This is a genomic window from Mucilaginibacter rubeus (assembly GCF_014643835.1).
GTDB lineage: Bacteria > Bacteroidota > Bacteroidia > Sphingobacteriales > Sphingobacteriaceae > Mucilaginibacter > Mucilaginibacter rubeus.
In genome coordinates this window covers 306,643-331,558 of record NZ_BMKD01000003.1, presented here as the reverse complement: position 1 = coordinate 331,558, position 24,916 = coordinate 306,643, and the positions used below count along the sequence as shown (strand labels likewise).

At 43.7% G+C, this 24,916-nt stretch carries 15 protein-coding genes; 4 read left to right on the top strand and 11 right to left on the bottom strand.

Going from position 1 to position 24,916, the window contains the following annotated elements:
- Window positions 1–539: 539 nt before the first annotated feature.
- From IEX80_RS11660 to IEX80_RS11610, 11 genes are all read right to left on the bottom strand, one after another.
- Entirely contained in the window at window positions 540–1,943 is a 1,404-nt protein-coding gene (locus IEX80_RS11660; RefSeq protein WP_188832998.1) for an aminopeptidase P family protein, read from the bottom strand.
- A gap of 90 nt (window positions 1,944–2,033) precedes the next feature.
- Window positions 2,034–3,518: an aldehyde dehydrogenase (NADP(+)) gene (locus IEX80_RS11655; RefSeq protein WP_188832997.1), complete on the bottom strand. Its 1,485-nt coding sequence runs from the start codon at window positions 3,516–3,518 to the stop codon at window positions 2,034–2,036.
- Between the two features lie 195 nt (window positions 3,519–3,713).
- Window positions 3,714–5,936: a putative Ig domain-containing protein gene (locus IEX80_RS11650; RefSeq protein ID WP_188832996.1), complete on the bottom strand. Its 2,223-nt coding sequence runs from the start codon at window positions 5,934–5,936 to the stop codon at window positions 3,714–3,716.
- 26 nt (window positions 5,937–5,962) lie between these two features.
- Complete coding sequence (locus tag IEX80_RS11645) at window positions 5,963–7,396, bottom strand: APC family permease (protein WP_188832995.1); 1,434 nt, start codon at window positions 7,394–7,396, stop codon at window positions 5,963–5,965.
- 50 nt (window positions 7,397–7,446) lie between these two features.
- Complete coding sequence (locus tag IEX80_RS11640; RefSeq protein ID WP_229701610.1) at window positions 7,447–9,246, bottom strand: DUF885 family protein; 1,800 nt, start codon at window positions 9,244–9,246, stop codon at window positions 7,447–7,449.
- Between the two features lie 39 nt (window positions 9,247–9,285).
- Window positions 9,286–10,188: an AraC family transcriptional regulator gene (locus IEX80_RS11635; RefSeq protein ID WP_176623065.1), complete on the bottom strand. Its 903-nt coding sequence runs from the start codon at window positions 10,186–10,188 to the stop codon at window positions 9,286–9,288.
- Window positions 10,189–10,614: 426 nt separating this feature from the next.
- A complete protein-coding gene (locus IEX80_RS11630) occupies window positions 10,615–11,859 on the bottom strand; it encodes an NAD(P)/FAD-dependent oxidoreductase (RefSeq protein WP_188832994.1) in 1,245 nt (414 codons plus the stop codon).
- 166 nt (window positions 11,860–12,025) lie between these two features.
- Window positions 12,026–13,027 (bottom strand): 4-hydroxyproline epimerase, encoded by a 1,002-nt coding sequence (locus IEX80_RS11625; protein ID WP_188832993.1) that lies wholly within the window; start codon window positions 13,025–13,027, stop codon window positions 12,026–12,028.
- Window positions 13,028–13,033: 6 nt separating this feature from the next.
- Window positions 13,034–13,972 carry a dihydrodipicolinate synthase family protein gene (locus IEX80_RS11620; RefSeq protein WP_176623059.1) on the bottom strand — a complete coding sequence of 313 codons (939 nt, stop codon included), beginning with the start codon at window positions 13,970–13,972 and terminating at the stop codon, window positions 13,034–13,036.
- 122 nt (window positions 13,973–14,094) lie between these two features.
- On the bottom strand, window positions 14,095–15,492 hold the full coding sequence (locus IEX80_RS11615) for a SusD/RagB family nutrient-binding outer membrane lipoprotein (RefSeq protein WP_188832992.1): 1,398 nt from the start codon (window positions 15,490–15,492) through the stop codon (window positions 14,095–14,097).
- 25 nt (window positions 15,493–15,517) lie between these two features.
- On the bottom strand, window positions 15,518–18,544 hold the full coding sequence (locus tag IEX80_RS11610) for a SusC/RagA family TonB-linked outer membrane protein (RefSeq protein ID WP_188832991.1): 3,027 nt from the start codon (window positions 18,542–18,544) through the stop codon (window positions 15,518–15,520).
- 347 nt (window positions 18,545–18,891) lie between these two features.
- Between IEX80_RS11610 and IEX80_RS11605 the strand changes: the two genes are divergently transcribed.
- The 4 genes from IEX80_RS11605 (at window position 18,892) to IEX80_RS11590 (ending at window position 24,891) form a co-directional block, all read left to right on the top strand.
- The gene (locus tag IEX80_RS11605) at window positions 18,892–21,261 is read left to right on the top strand and encodes a glycoside hydrolase family 127 protein (RefSeq protein WP_188832990.1); all 2,370 of its coding nucleotides are present in this window, start codon (window positions 18,892–18,894) and stop codon (window positions 21,259–21,261) included.
- Window positions 21,262–21,288: 27 nt separating this feature from the next.
- Window positions 21,289–23,691 carry a glycoside hydrolase family 127 protein gene (locus IEX80_RS11600; protein WP_188832989.1) on the top strand — a complete coding sequence of 801 codons (2,403 nt, stop codon included), beginning with the start codon at window positions 21,289–21,291 and terminating at the stop codon, window positions 23,689–23,691.
- 154 nt (window positions 23,692–23,845) lie between these two features.
- Window positions 23,846–24,025, top strand: a complete 180-nt coding sequence (locus tag IEX80_RS11595) for a BF3379 family histone-like protein (protein WP_090532015.1) — start codon at window positions 23,846–23,848, stop codon at window positions 24,023–24,025.
- A 284-nt stretch (window positions 24,026–24,309) separates the two neighbouring features.
- Complete coding sequence (locus IEX80_RS11590; RefSeq protein WP_188832988.1) at window positions 24,310–24,891, top strand: cupin domain-containing protein; 582 nt, start codon at window positions 24,310–24,312, stop codon at window positions 24,889–24,891.
- Window positions 24,892–24,916: the final 25 nt, after the last annotated feature.

Sequence of the window (24,916 nt, the reverse complement as noted above, 5' to 3'; positions counted from 1 at the left end):
AAATTAACACATCATAGCAGGCATTTAACAAATCGGCCCGCGGCTTTTGGATGCGGGCCGATTTGTTTGGTTAATCCCTTTTGCAAGTTCAAGCGCCCTTCGCTTAAATTATAAAATAACTAAGTGTTCACGGCAAAGCCGGCAAGGGAGTCGAGGGGGTTAACAGGGTTAACAGAAATTCAATTTTTAATATATAAACAACTAAGAATCAATTAATTAAACAAGATACAGGGTTACGTATGAATCCACTATTCAGTTAAAGCTAAGTGGCCGTTAGCTCAAGAAATTAAACGAACAAAGGATTTAAAAAATCATCTCTTTAGAACAATAACCCATGATTGGACGCGAGTAAAGAATTAAACGCCGTATCGACTCACCCTGACTTCGCTGCGCTCGTCACCCCTCTCTACGCAAGCGTAAAGAGGGGGTTTTACTCTTCTTTCCTTTACCCTCTTTCCGCCAAAGGCGAAGAGAGGGTTGGTCCAGCATAGCGCAGACCGGGTGAGTCAACTATGCGCCATATCACTCTTATTTATCCGCTATCCTCTCAAAGCCTCAATCTCCTGACGAGTTTTAGGCAAATATTTACCTAATAACTGGCTACCTGTATCGGTTATTAAAAAGTTATCCTCGATACGGATGCCGCCGAAATCACGATAGGTATTCAACACATCGTAATTAATAAACTCAGCGAATTTCTTTTCGGCCTGCCAACGATCTATCAATTCGGGGATGATATAGATACCCGGCTCTACGGTAAGCACATACCCGGCTTCCAGTTCGCGGCCTAACCTCAATGATTTTAGACCGAAAACAGCAGTTTCCTTTTTCAAAGTATCGGTATAGCCAACGTATTGCTCGCCTAAATCTTCCATATCGTGGGTATCCATGCCCAGCATGTGGCCTAAGCCGCATTGAAAAAACATGGCATGCGCTCCGGCTGCAACAGCCTCGGCCGGGTCACCTTTCATCAGGTTTACCGCTTTCAGGCCTTCGGCCAGTTTCTGGCAGGCTTGCAGGTGTACATCTTTGTAGCGTACGCCGGGTTTCAGCATACTAATAGCATGATCCATCGAGTTCAAAACCACATCATACAACTCCCTTTGACGGGTGCTAAACTGCTTGCCTACCGGGAAGGTACGGGTCAAATCACCGCCGTAGTGCATGGCGTTTTCGGCACCGATATCGCTCAGTACCATATCGCCCTCTTCCAGGATATTGCCGTAATAGTGCGTGTGCAGTGTTTGACCGTGTTTGGTGATGATTACCGGATAACCTAAGCGCGAATCATTGGCAATGGCCACTTCATGCGCTTTGGCTACCAGTTCGTATTCCCTGATACCCGGACGGGCATATTTCATTACTGCCAGTTCCATATCAACGCTTATGGATACGGCTTTTTCTATCTCGGCAACTTCAAGCGGAGTTTTGATCACCCTTTGAGCTATTACCGCTTTTACCAATTGCAATGAAACGCGACCGGCCACATCTTCCAGACTGGTGTTTAACCAATCGGCCAGCTTGATTTTATTTTCCGGGCGATAAGGCGGCAGGATATGAACCGGGCGACTGCCGGTAACCGCCTTATGAATATAATGCTTTACATCGGCATAAGGCCTTGTTTGCGAAACGCCAACCAGTGCAGCCATCTCACTTACAGATGGTAAGGTGCCTGTCCAGACGATATCATCGATAGTAAGGTCGTTTCCAAATATCACTTCCTCACCGGTGTCTGTATCAATAATGGCTGCCAAACCTGCTACATCAAGTCCGAAATAATATAAAAAACTGCTATCCTGCCTAAACAGGTAGGTATTGTCTTTATAGTTCATGCTGCTATCCTCGTTCCCTAACAAAACGATGATACCGTTGGCGCCCATACTCTGTTTTAAAACATTGCGGCGCTGTACGTAAACCTGCTGATCAAAACGTTGAAGTTTCATAATGCAAAATTAAACATGCCGGCTCTGTTGAGGAACCGGCATGTGCAAGTATAATTTATATTTGATTATCTGATGATGATTAACGGCTCACTATTTCTTCCATTCGCCGTCAAACAAACGCCAAATATTTGCTGGATTGGCCTGTTGCAAAGCTAAAGGCAACAAAGCATCCGGGCAGTTTTGGTAGCAAACCGGGCGTACCCAGCGTTTAGCTGCATTAACACCTACCGCTGTAAAACGACTATCGGTAGTGGCCGGAAACGGGCCGCCATGCACCATACTGGCACAAACCTCAACACCAGTCGGCACACCGTTGAACAATACCCTGCCTGCTATGGTCGGCAATAATTGCAACAGGTTGGAATGGCCCGCAAAATCCTCGTCGGTACCCATTACTGTAGTAGTGAGTTGTCCCGATACCGATTTTAAAACTTTGATTAGTTCCTGCTCGTCTTTACAGCTTACCATTAATGAGTATGGGCCAAACACCTCTTCACGTAACAGGTGGTTTTCAAGGAAAGTTTCGGCGCTTACCAGTGCGATGGTTGGCTGAGCTTCGATATCAACAGCCTCTGTGGCTGATTTAACAACGCTGCTTACGCCACTTTGCTCTAAAGCTGCATGGCTCTTTTTCTCATAAGCCGAATGGATACCAGCATGCAGCATCTTGGCTGGTTTAATAGCTTCAATACCATTACCCAAAAGTTTATAGAAATTATCAAGGCCTTCGCCTTCAATAGCAAGCATTAAGCCCGGATTGGTACAAAACTGACCAACACCTAAAGTAATAGAACCTGCATATTGCGCAGCCAGGTCGGCGGCGTTTTTGCTCAAAGTATCTGGTAAAAATATAACCGGGTTGATGCTACCCATTTCTGAAAATACGGGGATAGGCTTTTTGCGTTCTGATGAATATTGCAGCAATGCCAGTCCGCCAACAGTTGAGCCTGTAAAGCCAACGGCAGCGGTATCATCTGCCTGAACCAGTGCTTTACCGCTTTCAAACGATGTGCCATGTACATGCTGAAAAATATGCTCAGGCATATTGCTGCGCACTATCGCTTTTTTGATTGCCTGGTAAACCATTTCAGAAGTTTCGGCATGGGCAGGGTGTGCTTTTACTACTACCGAACAGCCTGCACCCAAAGCACTTGCAGTATCGCCACCTGCGGTTGAATACGCAAATGGGAAATTGCTTGCGCCAAAAACAACAACCGGTCCCAGTGGGACAAGCATTTTGCGGAGATCCGGGCGAGGTAATGGTTTCCTGTCGGGCAAAGCGGTATCGATACTGGCCTCAACCCAGCTTCCTTCGCGCAGCATCCCGGCAAACATGCGCAACTGACCAGTAGTACGTGCGCGCTCGCCGGTTAAACGTGGCAACGGAAGATTAGTTTCTTCGGATGCTTTTTGCAGCAGGGCATCGCCCAGTGCTTCTATTTCATCAGCAATAGCTTCTATAAACAGGGCCTTTTGTTCGGCACTTGTTTTTTGGTAAGCCTCAAACGCGCTTTGCGATTGCTGCATAATGATATTTATTTCTTTGGTGCTTTCTTCTTTAAAGTTGTTAGCCATGGCAGATATTTTAGTAAAAAACGAGGGCTTACGCCATTATTTTGCGCAAGCAAATATATTTAACCTTTTATGATATGTACTGAAGATTCCTAACCAGTTATAGCAGGATTTTATCTTATTTATACAACACAATCTCAAAACAGATTAAAAAACGGTCAAGCGATACAGTACTCAACGCGAGGGCAACGGTCTTGTTTACATCAATTTATAAAACCTTACCCCATGCGGCGGGATGTTGCAGGAAACAGCGACAACATTTTTAGCGAGATCTTTTTGCTGCCAGAGATCCCGCACTGTTTTGGCCTTACCCTGTTTTATACTTTTAAACTGCAGATCATACTTTGCGTATTTTTCACCAAGATTAAAGATGCCTATGGCTTTGCTGCCATCTGCCAGCTGTTTAACCCAAACCTGGATTTGCTTATCATTGATCATCCTCTCGGCCTGCTTGCCTGCTACATCCTGATCAATGGCAATTACTTCACGGTTTTTTAACAGGTTGAGAGTAAAATCATCAAGCTTATCCATATCACAACCAATAAGCAGTGGTGCCGATAAAAGGCTCCACAGACTCATATGGGTATATTGTTCATAAGGTGTCAGATTGGTTTGGTGAAGATTTTCGCCCCAACCCACCCTGCCTAAAATAAGCATATCCGGGTCGTTCCATCCTCCCGGTCCGGCATAGGCTGCATTATTGGTTTGACTGAAGCCAATGCCATACAAACTTTCCCAGGTATCGGTGATATCCTCCGTGGTACGCCACAGGTTGCCATTCATTTTTGCGCCCCATTTCCAAACATCTTTGATACCGTACTGGCAAATGCTGTAAATAATATCCCGTGGTTGCTTTGCCAATTCATCGCGCATGACCATGTATGGCTTTTGCTGTGCGAATAATGTGGTATCACCTGCCGTTTGGTCTGAGTAGCTGCACAGATCGTATTTTAAATAGTCAACGCCCCAGTTAAAGTAAGTGCTGGCATCTTGCCCTTCATGCCCTAACGAGCCGAGGTATCCGCCACAGGTCTTTATTCCCGGCGATGAATAAATGCCAAACTTTAATCCCTGCTGATGCAGGTGCACACCAAGGGCTTTCATATCCGGAAACTTTTCGTTTGCGGCTATTTCTCCATCCTGTTGCCTTGCGGGTGCCTGCCAGCCATCATCCACGTTAATAGAGTTCCAACCGTAATCGGTAAGGCCTTTATCAACCATAGCTTTAGCCGAAAGCCTTACCTTTTCATCGCTTACATTTAATCCCCAGCAATTCCAGCTGTTCCAGCCCATGGGTGGGGTAAGCGCTAATAACTTACCCGATTTAATAGTTAGCGTTCGTTCGCTTTTTCCTAAAGTATTGCTTACGGAAACTGATACATTGTAATCACCTGCTTCAGGTGCAGTTCCTGTTATAATGCCTGTTTTATTATCAAGTACTAAACCTTGAGGCAAATTCTTAACCATATATTTCAAGGGCTGTTGTCCGCTTGCAGCAATTTTATAAAGTACCGGTGAGCCGGGATGAACGCCTAAAACTGAAGCGCCATTAATCATTGGCTTTAAAGATGCTTTAGGAGTAAGCAAATACGGCGCTATTTCGGCAAAGGTTTTGGTCTTGTCGGATGCCGCTTCGGTAAACTCGTAAAACAGTTTAATGCCCTCGCGGTGCGGGAAGGTAAGCGTATAGGTTTCCTTACCCAACGGTGGCAGATTTGCGTTTACAGTTTTTTCGGCGATTGTTTTTTCAGTAACCTCATCGATTATCTTATAGTGAAACTTGCCTGTGATACTGGTTCTAAAGCTATTACCTACAGTTAATTTCCTAACAGATTGTGCATTGGGTAAAAAGCTAATGTCGGTTTGAGTGAAAACAATACCGTCAAATTTCTCCAGCATATCAATAAAAGGAGCGCCCATAAAAATCCCCCCTGAGCCTCCGCCATCGTATACCTTGATGGCTATGATATTTTCTCCATCCCATTTAATAGCTGGATCATCTGCCGCAATACAGTAATTACGCACGGCAGGCCATTTACTTATGTAACCGCCTTTATCTTCAGGGAATGCCCCGGTTTTACCTATCAGCTTACCGTTAAAATACGTTTCGTCAACGTCATTAACATGGGCGAGGAATACCCGCAAACTATCGGCCCACACCGCCTGCTTTTTCAACGATGATGGAATTACCACATGAATCCGGTACCAAGCAAAGCCGTGGTAATCGGGATAGCCCTGCTCCTGCCAAACGTCACCAACTTTGATGTTTTTCCATTGGGTATCGTTGAAAGCAGCTTCTTTCCAGGCGGCATCATTCCCGGTAGAGAACTTTGCAGTGCCCAGCTTAATAAAATTTCCGTTTTGAGCATGAACTGCTATGGCAATAGTTAAAAGCCATAGCAGCGATAAGATCTTTTTCATGAATTGATATAATGAATGTCCCCGGTCTACAAACTTTCAACCGGGAGTTCGGCGCTTTTGCGTTGTTTACTGCCACCTATCAGGTAATAAACCGGGATGCCTGTTAAAGTGATGATCAAGCCAGGATAAGTATAAGCAGGTTTGTATTTGATGAGCAACAGACAAAAGGCAATGCCCATAATGATATAAATAACCGGCAATACTGGGTAGCCGAAAGCTTTGTAAGGCCGCTCCGCATTGGGCATTTTTTTGCGGAGTATAAAAATCCCGATGATAGTAAGCACATAAAAAACCACCACCACAAAGGAGATCATATCCAGCAGATCGCCGTATTTACCGCTCAGGCTCCACAAACAGGCAAACACACATTGCAACCACAAACCAAAACCCGGTACCGAGTTTTTATTCAGCGTTCCTACTTTTTTAAAGAAGAGCCTGTCTTTAGCCATCGAATAATAAACCCTCGCTCCCGACATGATGAGTCCGTTATTACAGCCAAAGGTTGATACCATGATAAGCAGCGCAATGATCACCGTACCCGAGCTGCCAAAAATATGCTGCGAAGCAACCACGCCTACCCTATCTTTATCGGCGCTGGCAATATCATGCAGGGAAAGCACACCAGTATACATTACATTGGTTAAAATGTAAATCACCGTCACGATCAGTGTACCCAGCGCCAGGCTTAAACCGATATTCCTTTTCGGATTTTTGATCTCGCCGGCAATAAAAGTTACGTTATTCCATGAGTCGCTGCTGAATATGGAGCCAACCATGGCCGAGGCTATTGCGCCCAGGGCTGCAATGGTAGTATAAGAAGCAATGGAACCATTAGCGCTGAGGCTATGCATGCTCCAGGCATTTTTCCAGTTCTCATTCCATACCGAAGCTTTTAAAGCAAATAAGCCAAACACAATTAAACCCAGCAAGCTCAGCAGCTTAGCCATGGTGAAAATAGTTTGCACAATTTTTCCGCTGTTAACGCCGCGGGTATTGATATAGGTTAAAAATACGATCACCAGGATTGAAAGCAGTTGCGCCGGTGATATGGTAACGAAGCCCAGATCAATAGCAACAAGACTTTCACTCAATTGGGGGATGAGGTAAGCTGTAAATTTGGCAAAGGCCACGCCCACGGCCGCAATAGTAGCCGTCTGGATTACCGTGAAAAAACTCCATCCGTATAAAAAGCCCACCAAAGGACTGTAAGCTTCCTTCAGATAAACATACTGCCCCCCTGCTCTTGGGAACATGGCGCTCAGTTCACCGTAACTTAAGGCCGCAGTTAGGGTCATAAAACCGGTGATGAGCCACACAAATAGCAGCCAGCCTGCGCTGCCCACATTGCGGGTAATATCCGCGCTCACAATAAAAATACCGGAGCCAATCATACTGCCCGCCACCAGCATGGTGGCATCCATCAACCGCAACGAAGGCTTAAAAGAAGTGCTGTTCTCCATAAAAAAGTTTTTTTGAAAGCTTAAAGCTGATAGCTTTCGATGCTGTTTAATTATTTAGTCTCAAAGTCGTAAAACTTCCAGCTTGTTGTAAAGTCTTTAGTTAATGCCTGGTTGGTTAACGTGGCGCGCAACATTTCAACCGGGATCAGGTTTTCTTTAATGGCGGCATCGTGGAATTGCTTGTAGGTCATTTTACCGCTGTCAACCAGTTCTTTCCTCAATTCTGTCAACTGCAAACCACCTAACAGGTATGCCACCTGGTAAAGCGGACTATAGCCTCCCTCAAATGAGCGTCTAACTTCACCCTCGGCGTTGGCTTTTTCATGACCTACACGGTCAACCAAAAAGTCGATACATTGCTGTGGAGTCCAGTTACCTAAATGATAGTTAAGTGAAAATATGATGCGGGCGCAACGGTGCATACGCCAGAACAGCATACCTACACGTTCTTCAGGTGTTTTGGCAAACCCTTTATCGTAGAGTAAAAGTTCCCAGTACAAAGCCCAGCCTTCAACCGCGAATGGGGTACCGAAATCCTGACGATAAGCTTTGTAACGGCTGTTCATAAAATATTGCAGGTTATGACCGGGAATCAATTCGTGCTGCACCGTCCCCTTTGAAAAGTAAGGGTTGTTGCCGCGCATGCTCATCAGTCGGTCTTCATACTGCATGGTATTGGTTGGGTACGAGATGCTGATTTCCTTGCCACCGGTAAAAAATGGGTTAACCAATTGCCTTTGCGGCGACATCATTACCATGCCCCAGGTTTCCTCGGCCAGTGGCGGTATTGTGATCAGGTCGCGCTCTTTGATAAAGCTTAGCGCATCGTTATATAATTTAACAATCAGTTCGGGCTGATGACCTACCGGCACGTAGCTGTTTTTTACTTTCTCCAACGCTTTTTTCCAGTCGCTGCCAAAACCCATTTCCTGCGATGCCTTCAGCATTTCCTTATCGCACCAGGCAAACTCTTTGTTGGCAAGCTTGATAAGCTCTTCGGGCGTGTAAGGGATCATTTCGGCTTGCAGCTGATTGATCAACTCTTCCCTGCCGATGGGCACACCTTTTATACCGCTGCTATCGCTTTTCTGGCTGGTGTTCAACTTTCCTTTGCTTATAGCCAGCTCACTGTACCTGTTCAGCGCATTATCAAGGGCTTTATAAGGTTCAGGTACCCACCAGGTAAATGAAGGGTCGTATTTATTATAGAACCCAAAAAAGTCCTTTAAACGACCTTTTAAACCAACTAATGCAGCTTTGGTAACTTTTGCTACAGGCATATCTACCGACGGAAGCTTACGATATGCCGTCGTATCTGCTTTAAGTTCTTTCAGGATCTTGTTCAGGTCGCCAGCAACTTTTTCGCCATCAACAAACGTTCCGCGGCGGCGCTTTTGTTCAAGCGCGTAAATCTCATCGGCAAATGAAATGTATTTAGCAGCCTGACTATACAGGCCTTCTTCTTTCTTCAGATCTTTCAGATCAAAGTTGATGCGTTTCTTCAACAGGATATAATCAACCTTGCCGTAAATACTCAGGGCATTAAAGTCGGTTTGCTCCAGCTGTTTCAGATAATCATTGTCAACCTCAATTAATCTTTTACGTTGTTCTGGCGAGTTAATGACATCCTGTTTGTATTGTTCTTCGGCACGATCATTAACGTTATACGGCGAATAAAAGTCATGAATAGCGTTCATATCCTGCCCGTATCTGATAATGGTACCCGCTACTTCGCTGCTTTGCTCATACAAATTGCCGGCAGGAGCGGTCTGCGCTTTAACGGTTAGGGTACCAATAGTAAGGGCGTAAAGAGCCAAACCTTTTATGGTTGTTTTAGTATTAATTAGCACGATATATTTTGGTTTGAGGTAAGAAAATTAAAGTAGCTATTAGCTTGCAGCCCTGTTCAGGCTTATCAGATTGTTGTTGTATGAGTCGAGATAGCCACGTGGCGAATTACCTATTACGCATTTGAATACCCGGTTAAAGTTAGTAATACTCTTGAAACCGCACTTGTAAGCTACGGTGTTAATACTTTCAAATTTATGGGCAATCAATTTTTTGCAGGCCTCGTTGATCCTGATCTCGTTCAGGAACGAAATAAAAGTATGACCAGTATGCTTTTTGAAATATCTGCAAAACGACTCCGGCGTCATATAGGCCACCTTAGCAACGTCCTCAAGCGTAATAGGCTCACTGTAGTGCTGCATAATGTAATTATAGATATTACCAATCCTGATCCCTTCATTTTCGGTTATCCCCGGCAGGTTGCCATAGGTTGATAAAGGATCCAATTTGCTTTTGATATTGGTAAGCCCTTTAAGCAGATGAAAAAACTGGATCAACTGGTCAGGGCCGGAAGCTTTTTGCAATGCGATCATGATCTGCGATATTTTGTCAACAACAGAATGCGGTAATTTAAAACCCTGTTGATGCTGCTGCATAAATATGAGGCTCGGTTTAAGCTCAGGTAAATTAAACAGCGGTGCCAAAGCCCCTTCCGGGTTAAAAAATATTGTAAGCGCCTCTATCTGCTTGTTGGCATTGGGCGCAAAATATTCGGGGTTACTTTTAAACACATGCGGCAGGTTGGCGCCTATTAAAAACAAATCGCCTGCAGAGTAATCATGCATATTATTTCCTGCAATCAAAGTCCCCTCACCCTGCTGGATCCAGGTAAGCTGAATTTCTTTATGACGATGCAGGTATGGGTAATGATAAGGCAAACAAACCTTTTCTGCAATCACACTTTTATCGTGCGGAACCGGGATAGTAAATTGTAAAACTTTCATCTGCTACTTGATTATCACTTGTTGAATTTACAATTACTTAACTTAATTTGCCAACAATTGAAGTTAAAAGGATAAAATACGGGCAATATTTGATAATTTATGGTTGATACAGGTGCCTAAATTGACCGAAAAACCCTTCTTTATCCAACAAACATGAAGTAAATTAAATGTTATATAAACAATTAAAATCAAAATTATAGGCACCACAGCCACTATTTGGCCGAATAAAATATTTTTAATTGTACAGAATACAACTATTGTATATTTTACACTTACCATGCATTTTACGCAGAAAACCCATTTTCAACCTGTTTTTTATGATGCAGGTAATAAAACAAACTCCTGTTAACGCAAAAAAACCGTTCATCAGGGGTGAATGAGCGGTTCCGTTTTCCGGCATGCCGGAAGGGTAATCAATTGTTTAAATTAAGATCTTTCAGGAGCAAATTCTTTAATATCAATAGAGGTTGGTTTGCCCGATATAATTTCACTTGCCAACAAACCGGTTGCTGCGCCCAGACTAAGCCCCATCATACCATGACCGGTAGCCACGGTAAGGTTGCTATATTGTTTGCTCCTGCCGATGTATGGCAATCCGTCTGCAGATGAAGGCCGGAAGCCGAACCAGATATCCTTTTGTTCAGGAACAGCAGGTTTTAAACCCGGGAAGTATTTTGGCACGGATTCTACAATACCTTTTACACGGTTCATGTTGATACGATCGTTGATCTTGTCAAGCTCCATAGTACCACCATAGCGTAAACCACCATTCATTGGCGTAATGGCAACCCTTGCTTCGGCCAGCAATGCAGGGATGTGCATGGTGTCGCTATCATCTTTTACATTGAATGAATATCCTTTACCCGGCATCAGCAAGATTTTTAAACCTAACAATCTGCCAATAGCCGGCGACCATGAACCACCAGCAATAATGTATTCATCAGCGGTAAACTCTTCATTGCCTGCCAATACCCTGCTCACTTTACCGCCTTTAGTTTCAATTTTTGTAACCTCTTTATTGGTAAGCAATTTTACACCGGCAGCTTTCAGGTACCTGATCAATGCGGCCATCAGCTTATTTGGCGAAAGGTGTGCATCGCAACGGTAATGTACCGCGCCCAACACGTCAAGCTCAAGCTTTGGCTGTAGCCTTTTACAATCATCAACACTAAGCACCGCCATATCCAAACCTAATTCCCTGCCTTTTTCGGCCATGTGCGCCTCTTCTTCGCCTGCCTTTTCGGTTTTGTAAAACATCAGGATACCTTTTTCAACCAGGTCAAAATCAAAGCCTGGCTCTTTGCTCAGATCTTCATAAAGCTTTTTACTGAGCAGGGAAAGCTCCGTTAAAGGAACAGCCGATTTTTCAACGTGCGCGGCATTCGCTTTCTTTAAAAATTTTAATCCCCATGATATCAGTTCAGGGTTTAAAGATGGCTTTACGTAGAACGGACTTTTGCTGTTAAACATCCACTTAATGCCCTGCGAAACCATACCCGGCGTTGCCAGCGGGATAAAATGGCTTGGCACTATCATACCGGCGTTTCCATATGAACAGCTATCGGTCATATCGCCCTTATCCAGCACAGTAACTTCATGCCCGGCCTTTTGTAAATAATAAGCCGAACTAAGTCCTACTATCCCACCTCCTATTATCAGCACCTTTGCCATTTTTATTTTAAGCTGAAAGCTTAAGGCGGAAAGCCGAAAGCTTGTTAATATTTTTAAATCTGTTAAATGAGAACGTCATTGCGAGGAACGAAGCAACCCCAATTAGCAGGTTCGCCCTGTATTGTTTGGGGTTGCTTCGTTCCTCGCAATGACGTTTGGTGATATATTAGATCACCTGAAAACCGTGAGCATAGGGATCGTCATCATCTATTTTGATGGTGTTGTAACCGTAAACTTTAGCCCAACCCTCAACGCTTGGAATAATGGCGTCGATATCATTGATCTTAACCACATCCTCAACCCTGCCGGTAAACTTACTGCCTATGATGCTTTCATGAATAAAAGACTCACCTACTTTCAATTTACCTTTGGCAAACCACTGCGCCATACGGGCCGAAGTACCGGTTCCGCAAGGCGACCTGTCGATAGCTTTATCACCGTAAAACACGGCGTTACGTGCAGTAGCATCTTCAGATAGTGTAGCACCCGCCCAAAGGATATGTGTACAGGTATTAATTGTAGGATCCTGTGGGTGTACAAACTGGTACTTTTCGTTAATCCGTTTGCGCAACATCTGGCTCCAGGCAATCAGCTGACCTGCTGTATAATGCTCGATACCTTTAAAGTTAGGCTGAGGATCAACAATGGCGTAATAGTTACCACCATACGAAACGTCGATAGTAAGTGTACCAAGGTCAGGGCATTCAACTTCTAAATCAGTTGCAGCAAGATATGCGGCCACATTTCTGAGTTTCACCGAGGTTACCTTTTTGCCCTCCTGCTTATACTCGATCAATACAAGGCCAGCGGGCGCCTCCATGCGCACAATACCCGGAGTTTTAGGCTGGATCAACCCTTCCTCAATGGCTATGGTGATTGTGCCGATGGTTCCATGACCGCACATGGGTAAACAACCGCTGGTTTCGATAAACAAAACAGCAACATCGTTTTCCGGGTCATGTGGTGGATACAGGATACTTCCCGACATCATATCATGACCGCGGGGTTCAAACATCAGGCCGGTCCTGATCCAATCATACTCTTTTAAAAAGTGCTGACGTTTCTGGCTCATGTTGTCGCCTTTAAGCGCAGGACCACCGCCTGCAACCAGCCTTACCGGATTGCCGCAGGTATGGGCATCAACACAAAAGAAAGTTTTACTTGCCATATGTTATTATAACGCTACCTCAGTCAATTTACCCCAGCTGCCTACAGGCAATTCTGGCCTTGCAACAAGCGCGTCGTTTATGATTTTCTGAACTTTTTCGCGCTCAGCACCAATTAATGGTAAGCGTGGCGCACGTACATTTTCGGTACCTATACCGGTTGCAACCTCAGCCAGTTTAATGTACTGTACCAATTTAGGATGGATATCCAGCTCAAGTACCGGCAAAAACCAACGGTAAATAGCCAAAGCCTCGTCGTAACGTTTTGCTTTAACCAAACGGTAAATAGCCACGGTTTCTTTAGGGAAGGCATCAACCAAACCGGCAACCCAGCCATCTGCACCCATCACAAGGCTTTCCATAGCCAGCGGATCAACACCGGTAAAGATCTTGAACCTTTCACCAAAACGGTTGATCATGCGGGTAACGTTTGATATATCACGGGTTGATTCTTTTACTGCCTGGATATTATCATAAGCAGCAAGCTGTTCAAACATATCTAAAGTAACCTCAACCTTATAATCAACAGGGTTATTGTAGATCATGATTGGCAATTCGGTACTTTTCGCAATAGTAGTAAGGTAAGCCACCGTTTCGCGGGCTTCACTATTATAACGCATTGGCGGCAATAACATCAGGCCATCCGCACCTTTATCAAACGCTTTTTGTGCATATGCAACAGCAGCTTTGGTAGTTTGCTCGGCAATGTTCAGTACAACAGGTACTTTTCCTTTTACAAACTCAACAGTATGGGTAAGCAGCGCGAATTTTTCATCATCGCTTAAAACGCTTGCTTCGCCTAATGAGCCACCTAATATAAATCCGTCAACACCGGCCTCAAGCTGGGCATTCAGGTTTATATCAAAAGCTTCAAAATCAAGTTCGTCATTATCTGTAAATTTAGTAGTTACTGCAGGGAGTACGCCTTTCCAATCAAAAGTTATCATTGTATATTATTTTTCACAAAATTAAGATAGTACTTATTATCGTTTATTTAACAATTTAGCAGACACTAACCGTATTTTAACCTATAATGTTACTTACCGGCAATGCGCCTGCTAAATAACGCCTATTGCGCATCCCACCAAACCCTGTCGGTAAGCTTGGCGCTTTGCTGCGGCTGCGGGTTTGCAGTCATTTCTGTTTGCGGATATAACACCCTGCGCGGAATATCCGACAAGGCATTTTTCACCTTGGTTAATGCAGGGAAGCCTGTACGCCTCCAATCAGTATAGTTCTCCATCGACAGGAAGTTAGCAACAACCTTTTCTTCAATAATAAGCTTCATGGCGTTGGCACTCGTAAGCGTTCCCCTTGAAGTTAAATAATTATCCGCAACGGCATCAGCAATACCCAATTTTGACATATGCGATTTAACAGCCAGCATATATACCGGCTGCGCAGCAGTAGCCCCGGATATTATAAACGTAGCTTCGGCTTTTAAAAATAGCGCTTCTGAATAAGTAACAATATAGTTATTTGAGCTTGTACTTGCATAAAAAGAACCACCTAATGAATACGATTCCAAACTACCAATATCGTCCGAGCCGATTACCCTACCAGTATACAAACCCGTTTCAATTGCCGGGGCTACCATTTTTGATACGCGGGGATCTTTCCTGGCTGCAAAACCATCAACAAACGTTGAAGCTAATACCAGTGTTGAGCCCGGTAAAAAGTTTTGCTGCCACGGGTTTTCTGCCCCAGCACTACCGGCGAAAGGCATTTTCATATCATCATCATTACTTGTCATGCCGTTTTCAAGAGCGGTTAGGGCCAGTTGTGCCTGGGCGGCAGCTGTATGTCCCGGAGCTTTAGTGAGGTGCATATAATAACGCGCCTTTAATGTATAAGCCGCCTTTTTCCATTTGCTCATATCACCGGTGTAGTAAAAATCATCGCCAGCCGGCACCGTGGCGCTGCTTTTGGCAATATCGGCAACAGCGTTATCAAGCAGAGTTTGTATCTGCGTATAAACAGCTTCCTGGCTGTCATAAGTTGGGGTACGATTATCTATACCTTGAAAAGCCTTTGAATACGGCACATCGCCCCAAACATCAGTAGCTGAGCCAAGTGTATAAGCCAGCAAAATCTTTGATATGGCAGCGTAGTTGGCATTGCCATCGGCTTCCGCTTTTTTGTTTAACAGCACAAGGTTATTCATCACCTGCGTGTAAAAATTATACCAATCACTATCCATATCCTGATGGTACATGAGGTAGGTGCCAAAGTTAGGTGGCACCTGGTTTAAAGCGATCACCTGCAGGTATTGTTGTAGTACTATGGCCAGATTAGCACCACCAGCTGCATTGATATTTTGTGATATGGCAGCCTCAACTGGTGCAAGGATCTGAGCTTCTTTAACATCTATAGGCCTGTTGGGGTCCTGGTTTACATCAATGTATTTTTTACAGCCCGTAAAACTTACCAACGCGCATGTTATTAACGTGATATATTTATTTTTCATGACAATTTCTTATTAATGATTTAAATTATAGGGTAACTTTCAGGCTAAAATCAACTGATCTTGAAGTTGGGGTTGAAAATGAATAGATCCCCTGTGATCCGTTTGAAGAGCCAAACGAGCTAACTTCGGGGTCACCGCCTGTAAAGTGCGGAGCGTGGATCCAAAGATTGCGGCCGGTTACGCTAAATGTTGCCGATTTGAAAGGGCTTTTGCTTAACCATGATGGTTTTAAAGTATAGCCTAAACTAACGTTGCGTAGTTTTACATAGCTGCCATCCTGTATAACCGATTCCAAAACACCGTTTGCACGCTGATAATAAGCCTGACCGTTAACCGCTACGGTGTTTGGCTGTCCGGTAGTAGCATTTACGCCATCAACCACCCTTAAACCACGGTTTTCGGTAACTTTTGGTGTTCCGTAAAAATAGCCGTAGCCATCAACATTGTTTTGGATATCACCGCCGCGTTTGATATCAAAAAAGAAACTGAAATTAAATTGTTTATACCTGAAGTTGTTGTTGATACCGCCAAGCCAGTTAGGGTTAATATTACCTACTATACCTTGTGTATCATCGGCATACGGAAGGCCGGTATCATCAATCAATAACTTACCAGCTGCGTTACGGGCGTAGCGGGTACCGTATATTACGCCGTAAGGCTGCCCAACTACAACATTGGTGAAGGTATTGTTAATTAAAGACAGGTCTTTATCAAGATAAAGTACTTTGTTTCGGTTACGAGTAAAATTCAAGGTAAGGTCCCAGTTAAAATCACGGCTCTTAACTGGCGTAACATTTAATAATACTTCGATACCCCTATTACGCATTATAGCCGAATTTACACTTGTATAAGCATAACCTGTTGATGGCGCAAGGGCCACTGTGGGGATAATACCATCAATTGTTTTTTTGCTGTAAAATGAGGCTTCAAGGCTGATTCGATTATTAAAAAAGCCCGCTTCAAAGCCTGCTTCAAACTCGTTAATGCGTTCGTTTTTCAGATTTGGGTTACCGAGTACATCACTTTTCAAAAAGCCTGCCTGCCCTGCATAAGGGAATATAAGATTACGTATAGTTGCGCTATTATATGGTGTTAATAAACTATAAGGACCTATGCCGCCGTCATTACCAACAGTACCATATGAAACCCTTACCTTACCAAGGTTCATTACTTTAGAAAATTCCGGGCTGAAAAATTCTGAGAAGATGAAGCTACCGGCGGCAGAGCCATAAGGATAAAAGCTATGGTCTTTTGACAATACCGAGTTGCCATCATACCTTCCAGTTAATGATAATAGCAGGAAGCGCTTATACTCAATGTTTGATTGCAGGTAAAAACCAACCTTTCGTTGCAGATACGAAGCCTCTTTATAAGTAACTGTTGAGGCAGATGACATATTGTACAAGCCAGGTACGGTTAAACCTACACCATTTGCATATGTATTTTCTGTATAGTTTGAGATCAGGTTATTACCCAAAACAACGTCTACATTAAAATCACCAAATTGCTTATTGGCACTAATCAATAAATCGTTATTGTATTGGCGGTAATTGATATTCTGGTCAACGAGCCTGCCGTTAGGATTTGATACTGACTGGGTCGACTCATGGTACCTGTCCATCTCGGTATAAACATCGGCACCAAACCTTTCAGTAATAGTTAGCCATGAAAAGGGCTTATAGTCAGCAGTAAAGGTTGGCAAAAACCTGTTAACACCCGAATGGTTTTTGATGTTATCCAATACCCAATAAGGATTATTTCTGGAGAAACGATACAACCGCTGTGTCCCATCCGGGTTTAAATAAGGCTGCAAATCGTATGAAACCGGTGCTGTAAAAATTGTCCAAACCGGGCTTTCAAGGGCATATCCCTCAGGCAGCCTGTCATTTTGCGAGTTTGAATAATTTAATTGGAACGTTGTATTCAGATTTTTTAGCACCTGTGCACTATACTTTGCAAAAAATGTATTGCGCAAAAATTTGGTTGTAGGAACTGTTCCCTGCTGATTAAAATTAGAGTATGAAACCAGGTAAGTAGAATTGTCACCGCCGCCGCCAATGTTTACCGTATTGTTATAAGTATGGCCGGTTTTAAAAAACAGATCGGACTGGTTATAAACTTTAGCGGGCTGCCCGTTAATTTTCAGGGTATCCATCTCTGCTCCCCATGATGTACTTGTTTTTTGATTTACACCGTCGTAATAAATACCGTTTGTACCTTGCGAGTACTTATTTTGAATTTGCGGCAATAATGGGTTTTCAAAAGAAAAATCCGAAGAAAAAGTGATAAGTGGTTTTTTATTTATGCCACCGCTTTTAGTTGTAATGATAACCACTCCGTTTGCGCCCTTTGAACCATACAGGGCCGTTGCCGCCGCACCCTTTAAAACGTTCATGCTGGCAATAATCGACGGATCTATATCGGCAATACGGTTAGTTCCCGGCCCTGAATTAAGGTTGCCTGTTTCAGTATTATCGACAGGAACGCCATCAATCACCATTAAAGGCTCGTTAGTACCATAAATTGAAGATCCACCTCTGATCACAATCCTCGCCGAACTACCCGGCGTACCTGATGAGCTTGTAACCTGCACACCTGCAACCTTACCGGCAATAGCATTTACAAGGTTGGGCTCTTTTGACTGCGCAATGGATTCTGCCTTTACCTCCTGCGAACTGTAAGTTAAGATCCTTTTGTCACGCTTGATGCCCAAAGCGGTCACAACAACCTCATTCAGCGTTTTGTTATCCTCAGCCAGGGCTACGTTAATTTGCACCTGACCGTTTAATTTAACTTCCTGTGCGGTAAAACCAATAGCGCTTACAATAAGTGTCCCCTGCCCTGTATAGTTGAGGCTAAACACACCACTGCCATTGGTAACAGAGCCGGCGCTTGTATTTTTTATTCTAACGGAAGCGCCAACTATGGGCTCGCCCTTCTCGTCGGTTACCTTTCCTTTTAATGTTACTGTTTGCGCGTAGGTGCTGTAACAAAACACAAACACACTTAGTAAAGGCAAAATGAACCTCTTTAGTAATTGTTTAAACTTCATAAATTAAATTTTGGGGTTAAAAACTATATATTACATGCTGTATTTCAGACACGTAAAACTATCCGCGAGCCGCCCCTTGTTTTTTTATGAAATTTGCCAATACTGCCCGTATCTTAACATTACTGTTACAATAGCATTAATTTGATATTATATTTATATAAAAACCCATTAAAACGTTAATATATTGATAGTTAATTCGCAGTATCATTAATAAACTTACTGTAAATAATTCGCACGTTAAAAAAACGGATAAAATCCTGCTATCAACTGCAAAATATTATTCAAAACAACTGTGCAAAGCACACTAATTTAGTTGAAAGTTATTCTTACCGTTACACAAACATATCATGCTAATAAAAAAGTGGTTTAAATTGAACTTATGCCTCGTAGCCTGCTTAGCAGGGGCACAAACTATCCAGGCACAATCCTACGTACCCGAATTGAACGATACCCGGGTAAAGATAAAACCGGTAGTTCCGGTTAAAGCCTATTCTTTTAATTTAAAGGACGTTCAATTATTGGAGAGCCCTTTTAAAACGGCAATGGATGCTGATGTTAAATACCTGCTATCTATAGAGCCCGACAGATTACTTTCGGCTTTCCGTTCACACTCGGGCCTTAAACCTAAAGGTAAGATGTACGAAGGCTGGGAGTCATCAGGTTTGGCAGGGCATACATTAGGACATTACCTGTCGGCCATTTCCATGCACTACGCATCAACCCGCGATCCTGAATTTTTGAAACGCGCAAACTATATAGTTAAAGAACTTGACGAATGCCAGGTAGCCCGTAAAACAGGTTACGTGGGCGCAATCCCCAAAGAAGACACCATCTGGGCCGAGGTTGCCAAAGGCGAGATCCGCTCCCGTGGCTTCGATTTGAACGGTGGCTGGTCGCCATGGTATACTGTGCATAAAATTATGGCCGGTTTACTTGATGCCTATTTATATTGCAATAATGCCGAAGCCTTAAAAGTATGCAAAGGTATGGCCAACTGGACAGGGGAAACCATCAAAAACCTTGATGACGAGAAACTGCAAAAAATGCTGCTGTGTGAATATGGAGGTATGGCAGAAACATTAACTAACCTCTATGCTATTAATGGAGATAAAAAATACCTGGAGCTATCCTATAAATTCTATGATAAAAAGATTCTCGATCCGCTATCACAAAAACAGGATATACTGCCGGGCAAGCATTCTAACACCCAGATCCCTAAGATAATAGCCAGTGCACGCAGGTACGAGCTTACCGGCGATAAAAAAGACAAAGCCATTGCCGATTTCTTTTGGGAAACCATTGTTAACCACCATTCCTACGCAACAGGAGGTAACAGCAATTATGAATACCTGAGCGATGCAGACAAACTGAACGATAAGCTAACAGAAAACACTACCGAAACCTGCAATACCTACAACATGCTGAAATTAACCCGGCATTTGTTTGCGGTTGAGCCTTCGGCCATGCTGATGGATTACTACGAGAAAGCGCTGTATAACCATATCCTTGCATCGCAAAACCACACTGACGGGATGATGTGCTACTTTGTACCATTGCGTATGGGCGGCACCAAGCATTATAGTACGCCATTTGATGATTTTACCTGCTGTGTTGGTTCGGGCATGGAAAACCATGTTAAATACAACGAAAGCATTTACTTTAAAGGTGCCGATGGCAGCTTATATGTAAACCTGTTTATCCCCTCAGTACTTAACTGGGCATCAAAAGGTTTATCGGTGAAGCAGCAAAGCAGTTTCCCTAATGACGATCACATCACATTTACGGTGAACACCAAAAAGCCGCTTACCATGGCTATCCGCATCCGTAAACCAAAATGGACTGGCGCTGCTACCATCAGCATTAACGGGAAAACTCAAAATGCTGCCACTGATGACCAGGGATATATTGTGCTAAACCGCAAATGGAGCAACAACGATAAAATTGAATTTACAACACCCGAAAAGCTTTATACCGAAGCCATGCCCGACAATGCCAACAGGCGCGCGGTATTTTACGGCCCGGTATTATTGGCTGGTGTTTTAGGCAATACAGAGCCCGATCCGTTGAAAGGTGTTCCGGTTTTTGTAACCAGCGAAACTGACCCTAACCAATGGCTGCAAATGGTTGACAAGAAACAATTGAGCTTCCGTACGGTGAATATTTCAAAACCTGAAGAAGTTACACTAATCCCTTTTAATCAAACCCAAAATCAATACTATTCTGTTTACTGGGACGTATTTACACCACAGGCCTGGATTGTGCAGCAAAAAGCGTATGACGAGCAAAGGAAAAAACAACAGGAGTTAGAAGCCCGCACCATGGACATTTTACGTGTAGGCGAAATGCAGCCCGAGCGCGATCATAACTTCAGCAGTGAAAACGCCACTACAGGCGAAGATCACCAAAAGAAATGGCGGTCAACAGAGAACGGAGGCTACCTGCAATATGAAATGAAGGTTGATGCCAATGCGCAAAATACGCTGATTAACAGCTACTGGGGCATGGACAACCGCGGCAGAAAATTTGATATTTTGATTGATGGCGTTAAATTGGCTTCTGAAGATTTGAACCAATATAAAGAGAGCCGTTTTTACGATATCAGCTACACCTTGCCTATTGAACTGACAAAAGGCAAACAAAAAGTAACCGTAAAACTGCTGCCGCAAAAAGAGAACAGCGCAGGCCCGGTTTACGGCAGCCGGATGGTTAAAAACTAATTTTAAAAGTAAAAGAACTTGAATATCATGATCAATAAACAAAAAGCTGTCGTTGTGCTTGCCCTTTCATGGGCTGCACTTACAAGCCCGGTATTGGCACAGCAAAAAGATTACCCCATCCAACCTGTTGCCTTCACAAGCGTACATGTAAATGACAACTTCTGGCAGCCCAAAATGGAAGTAAATGCCACCGTTACCATTCCGTATGTACTGGCGCAATGTAAAGCCAATGGGCGTATGGATAACTTTTTACGTGCGGCAAAAAAACTGGATGGTGATAAGTTAAGTGAATTTCCATTTGATGATACCGACGTATATAAGGCCATTGAAGGTGCATCCTATTCCATGCAGAATAAAAGGAACCCGCAGCTTGATAAATCCATTGATAGCCTCATCTCCATTATCGGCGCGGCCCAGGAGCCGGATGGCTATTTATACACTTTCAGGACTGTTAACGCTAAAAAGCCTCATGAGTGGATAGGTTCCAAACGCTGGGAAAAGGAAGAAGACCTTAGCCACGAACTATATAACGCAGGCCACCTTTATGAAGCAGCTGTGGCACATTACCAGGCAACCGGTAAACGCACACTGCTCAACATTGCCATAAAAAATGCTGACCTGCTGGTTAAAACTTTTGGACCGGGCAAAATTGAGGAGTATCCGGGCCATCAGATAGTGGAGATCGGATTGTCAAAAATGTACCGTGTAACCGGCAACAAGCAATACCTCGACCTCGCCAAATTCTTTTTAGATGTGCGCGGCCCTAAGGGAGATGCTTACAACCAGGCCGATAAAAAAGTGGTTGACCAGCATGAAGCCGAAGGCCACGCGGTAAGGGCTGCTTATATGTACACCGGTATGGCCGATATAGCCGCACTAACAGGTAATACCAAATATCTGGCGGCCATTGACGATATCTGGAGTGATGTTGTAACCAAAAAATTATACATCACCGGCGGCATCGGTGCAACCGGGGCAGGTGAAGCTTTTGGCGAAGCGTATCAATTGCCTAATATGTCGGCCTATGCAGAAACCTGCGCGGCTATTGGCAACGTTTACTGGAACAACAGGATGTTCCTGCTGCACGGCGATTCGAAATATATTGACGTGCTTGAACGTACGCTTTACAATGGCCTGTTATCGGGCGTATCGTTGAGTGGTAACAGATTTTTCTATCCAAATCCGCTGGCTTCCATGTTCCAGCATCAGCGCAGCGCATGGATCAGTTGCGCCTGCTGTATCAGCAACATGACCCGCTTTTTACCTTCATTACCGGGTTATGTGTATGCCAAAAACAAAAACGACCTGTACGTTAACCTGTTTATGAGCAACTCAAGTAATATCAAACTTACTTCGGGTAACGTAAACATTGTACAACAAACCGACTACCCCTGGAAAGGCAGGGTTGACATTACCGTTAACCCCGATAAAACCGGCGAATTTACTTTAAGGGTACGCATCCCGGGCTGGGCAAAACAACAACCTGTACCAGGCGACCTGTACACCTTCATGGATAAGAAGTCTTTCCCGCTTACATTGATGATCAACGGGCAGGCAAAATCATTTGAAACTGAAAAAGGCTATGCCATATTAAAACGCACCTGGAAAAAAGGCGATAAGGTTTCACTTTTATTACCGATGGAAACCGAAAAGGTATTGGCCAATCAACAGGTTAAAGACGACCGTGGCAGATTTGCTTTTGAGCGCGGCCCAATTGTTTATTGTCTTGAAGGCCCTGATAACAAGGACAGCCTGGCACAAAACATATTGATTGATAAAAATGCCATTGCCGATGCCAACTATCATGCCGACCTGCTCAATGGCGTCGATGTAATCAGTGCCGAAGGAAAAAGCGCCAAACGCCAACTAAAAACCGACAGCATTTTACAAACCGACCAAATGGTGAAGGCTATCCCCTACTATGCCTGGGCCAATCGCGGTCCGAGCGAAATGACCGTTTGGATCCCTTATGAAACTTCGGCAGTGCGGCCAAAACCGGCACCTACCATTGCCAGCACCAGCAAAGTAAGCGCGTCGTTAAAAAACGTAAGGATGTTTGCTGCAATAAAAGACCAGTATGAACCCGCCGATTCCAAAGATACCAACTACCCATACCTGCACTGGTGGCCTGCAAAAAACACCAATGAGTTTGTGCAGTATGATTTTGATACTGAACACACCGTTAGTGAATCAAAAGTTTACTGGTATGATGACGGCCCATGGGGTGGCTGCCGCATCCCGGTATCATACAAGATCCTGTATAAAAAAGACGGGCAGTGGGTTCCTGTTAAAAATACTACATCCTACGCCATAAGTAAAGATAGCTTTAACGTAGTTACTTTTGAGCCGGTTGCTACTACAGCCTTGCGGATGGAAATTCAGTTACCGGTTGATAATTCTTCCGGGATCCACGAATGGGCGGTTAAATAACCTCCTATTATCCATAATAACAGTAAAGCCTTTCCGTTTATCCGAAAGGCTTTATTATTTTAATTACACCGCAACGGAATACTTTAAGTATGAAAAAGCCCATTTTACCTATAAACTTATATTCCCTACATTTGCGGCCTTAAAAAATAAAAAAATGATAAATTTCGAAAAAGTGAAAGAAGTAATCGCAGCAGCTGAAGCTGATGCAGCAAGCTTTTATGAAAAAGGCAACAAAGCTGCCGGTACAAGGTTGCGTAACGCTATGCAACAGTTAAAAGTATTAGCTACGGATATCCGTAAAGAAGTTACTGAAAAGAAAAACGCAGCAGCTTAATCATTGTTAAAAATGTTTTTAGATAAAGCGGGGCTGGTTTTCCATGTACCCGCTTTATTTTTTTTCGATGCCACTGCCATTTCAATCATTCGCTTGGGTTTTTCCACGCCGGCGAACTGCCTAAAGCACAACAAGGCATAGCAAGTACAACCTACTACCCGACACAAAGGTTTAAAATGTAACGAACAAGAAAGTATTTGTAACAAACTCAAAAGTATTTTCACTCCCGCTGATCTTTCTTTGTAAACCTTCTGAAAAAACATTCATAATCAAAACAACCCGATATGAAACGGAATACATTTGTACGCGCTTTGATGGGCGCTGCCACATTTTTAGCCATTCCATTTGATGGAGTTGCCAATAACCTCTTCAAAACCAGGGAAAAGAAAGGCTGTAAAACCGATGCAGGAGCAGATCGCGCTCAAAATCCAATGCACTTATTTGATGGCGATACTTTCTATACCAAAGTTTCAACCAGGGATACTGATGGTGATATGTATGTTTATGAATCAAACCGGGTTAAAAAAGGCGGGCCTAACCTGCATGTACATTATGAGCAGGACGAATGGTGGTATATTTTGGAAGGCGAATTTCAAATTAAAGTAGGCGACCAGCTATTCCATGCCAAACCGGGCGACAGCGTATTTGGCCCAAGGGGCGTTTCGCACACTTTTACTAAAATAGGCGATGGCGCACCGGCTAAAATGCTGATTACCTTTCAGCCGGCCGGTATAATGGAAGCTTGTTTCCAGGCATTGAGCGATGGTTTGATGAAAGGTAAATCCGAAGCCGAGCTTGATGCATTCAGAAAGCAACATGGCTTTGAACGTGTAGGCCCCCCGCTTGATTACTATAAAAAGTTTTAGCCGGCCCAACCATCATTTTTACCAA

Bases quoted from the DNA above. Each gene is read 5' to 3' on its own strand.
- IEX80_RS11605 (WP_188832990.1), top strand. From the start codon at position 18,892: ATGCTAATAAAAAAGTGGTTTAAATTGAACTTATGCCTCGTAGCCTGC.
- IEX80_RS11660 (WP_188832998.1), bottom strand. From the start codon at position 1,943: ATGAAACTTCAACGTTTTGATCAGCAGGTTTACGTACAGCGCCGCAAT.
- IEX80_RS11635 (WP_176623065.1), bottom strand. From the start codon at position 10,188: ATGAAAGTTTTACAATTTACTATCCCGGTTCCGCACGATAAAAGTGTG.
- IEX80_RS11645 (WP_188832995.1), bottom strand. From the start codon at position 7,396: ATGGAGAACAGCACTTCTTTTAAGCCTTCGTTGCGGTTGATGGATGCC.
- IEX80_RS11625 (WP_188832993.1), bottom strand. From the start codon at position 13,027: ATGGCAAGTAAAACTTTCTTTTGTGTTGATGCCCATACCTGCGGCAAT.
- IEX80_RS11630 (WP_188832994.1), bottom strand. From the start codon at position 11,859: ATGGCAAAGGTGCTGATAATAGGAGGTGGGATAGTAGGACTTAGTTCG.
- IEX80_RS11655 (WP_188832997.1), bottom strand. From the start codon at position 3,518: ATGGCTAACAACTTTAAAGAAGAAAGCACCAAAGAAATAAATATCATT.
- IEX80_RS11620 (WP_176623059.1), bottom strand. From the start codon at position 13,972: ATGATAACTTTTGATTGGAAAGGCGTACTCCCTGCAGTAACTACTAAA.
- IEX80_RS11590 (WP_188832988.1), top strand. From the start codon at position 24,310: ATGAAACGGAATACATTTGTACGCGCTTTGATGGGCGCTGCCACATTT.
- IEX80_RS11600 (WP_188832989.1), top strand. From the start codon at position 21,289: ATGATCAATAAACAAAAAGCTGTCGTTGTGCTTGCCCTTTCATGGGCT.
- IEX80_RS11650 (WP_188832996.1), bottom strand. From the start codon at position 5,936: ATGAAAAAGATCTTATCGCTGCTATGGCTTTTAACTATTGCCATAGCA.
- IEX80_RS11615 (WP_188832992.1), bottom strand. From the start codon at position 15,492: ATGAAAAATAAATATATCACGTTAATAACATGCGCGTTGGTAAGTTTT.
- IEX80_RS11595 (WP_090532015.1), top strand. From the start codon at position 23,846: ATGATAAATTTCGAAAAAGTGAAAGAAGTAATCGCAGCAGCTGAAGCT.
- IEX80_RS11610 (WP_188832991.1), bottom strand. From the start codon at position 18,544: ATGAAGTTTAAACAATTACTAAAGAGGTTCATTTTGCCTTTACTAAGT.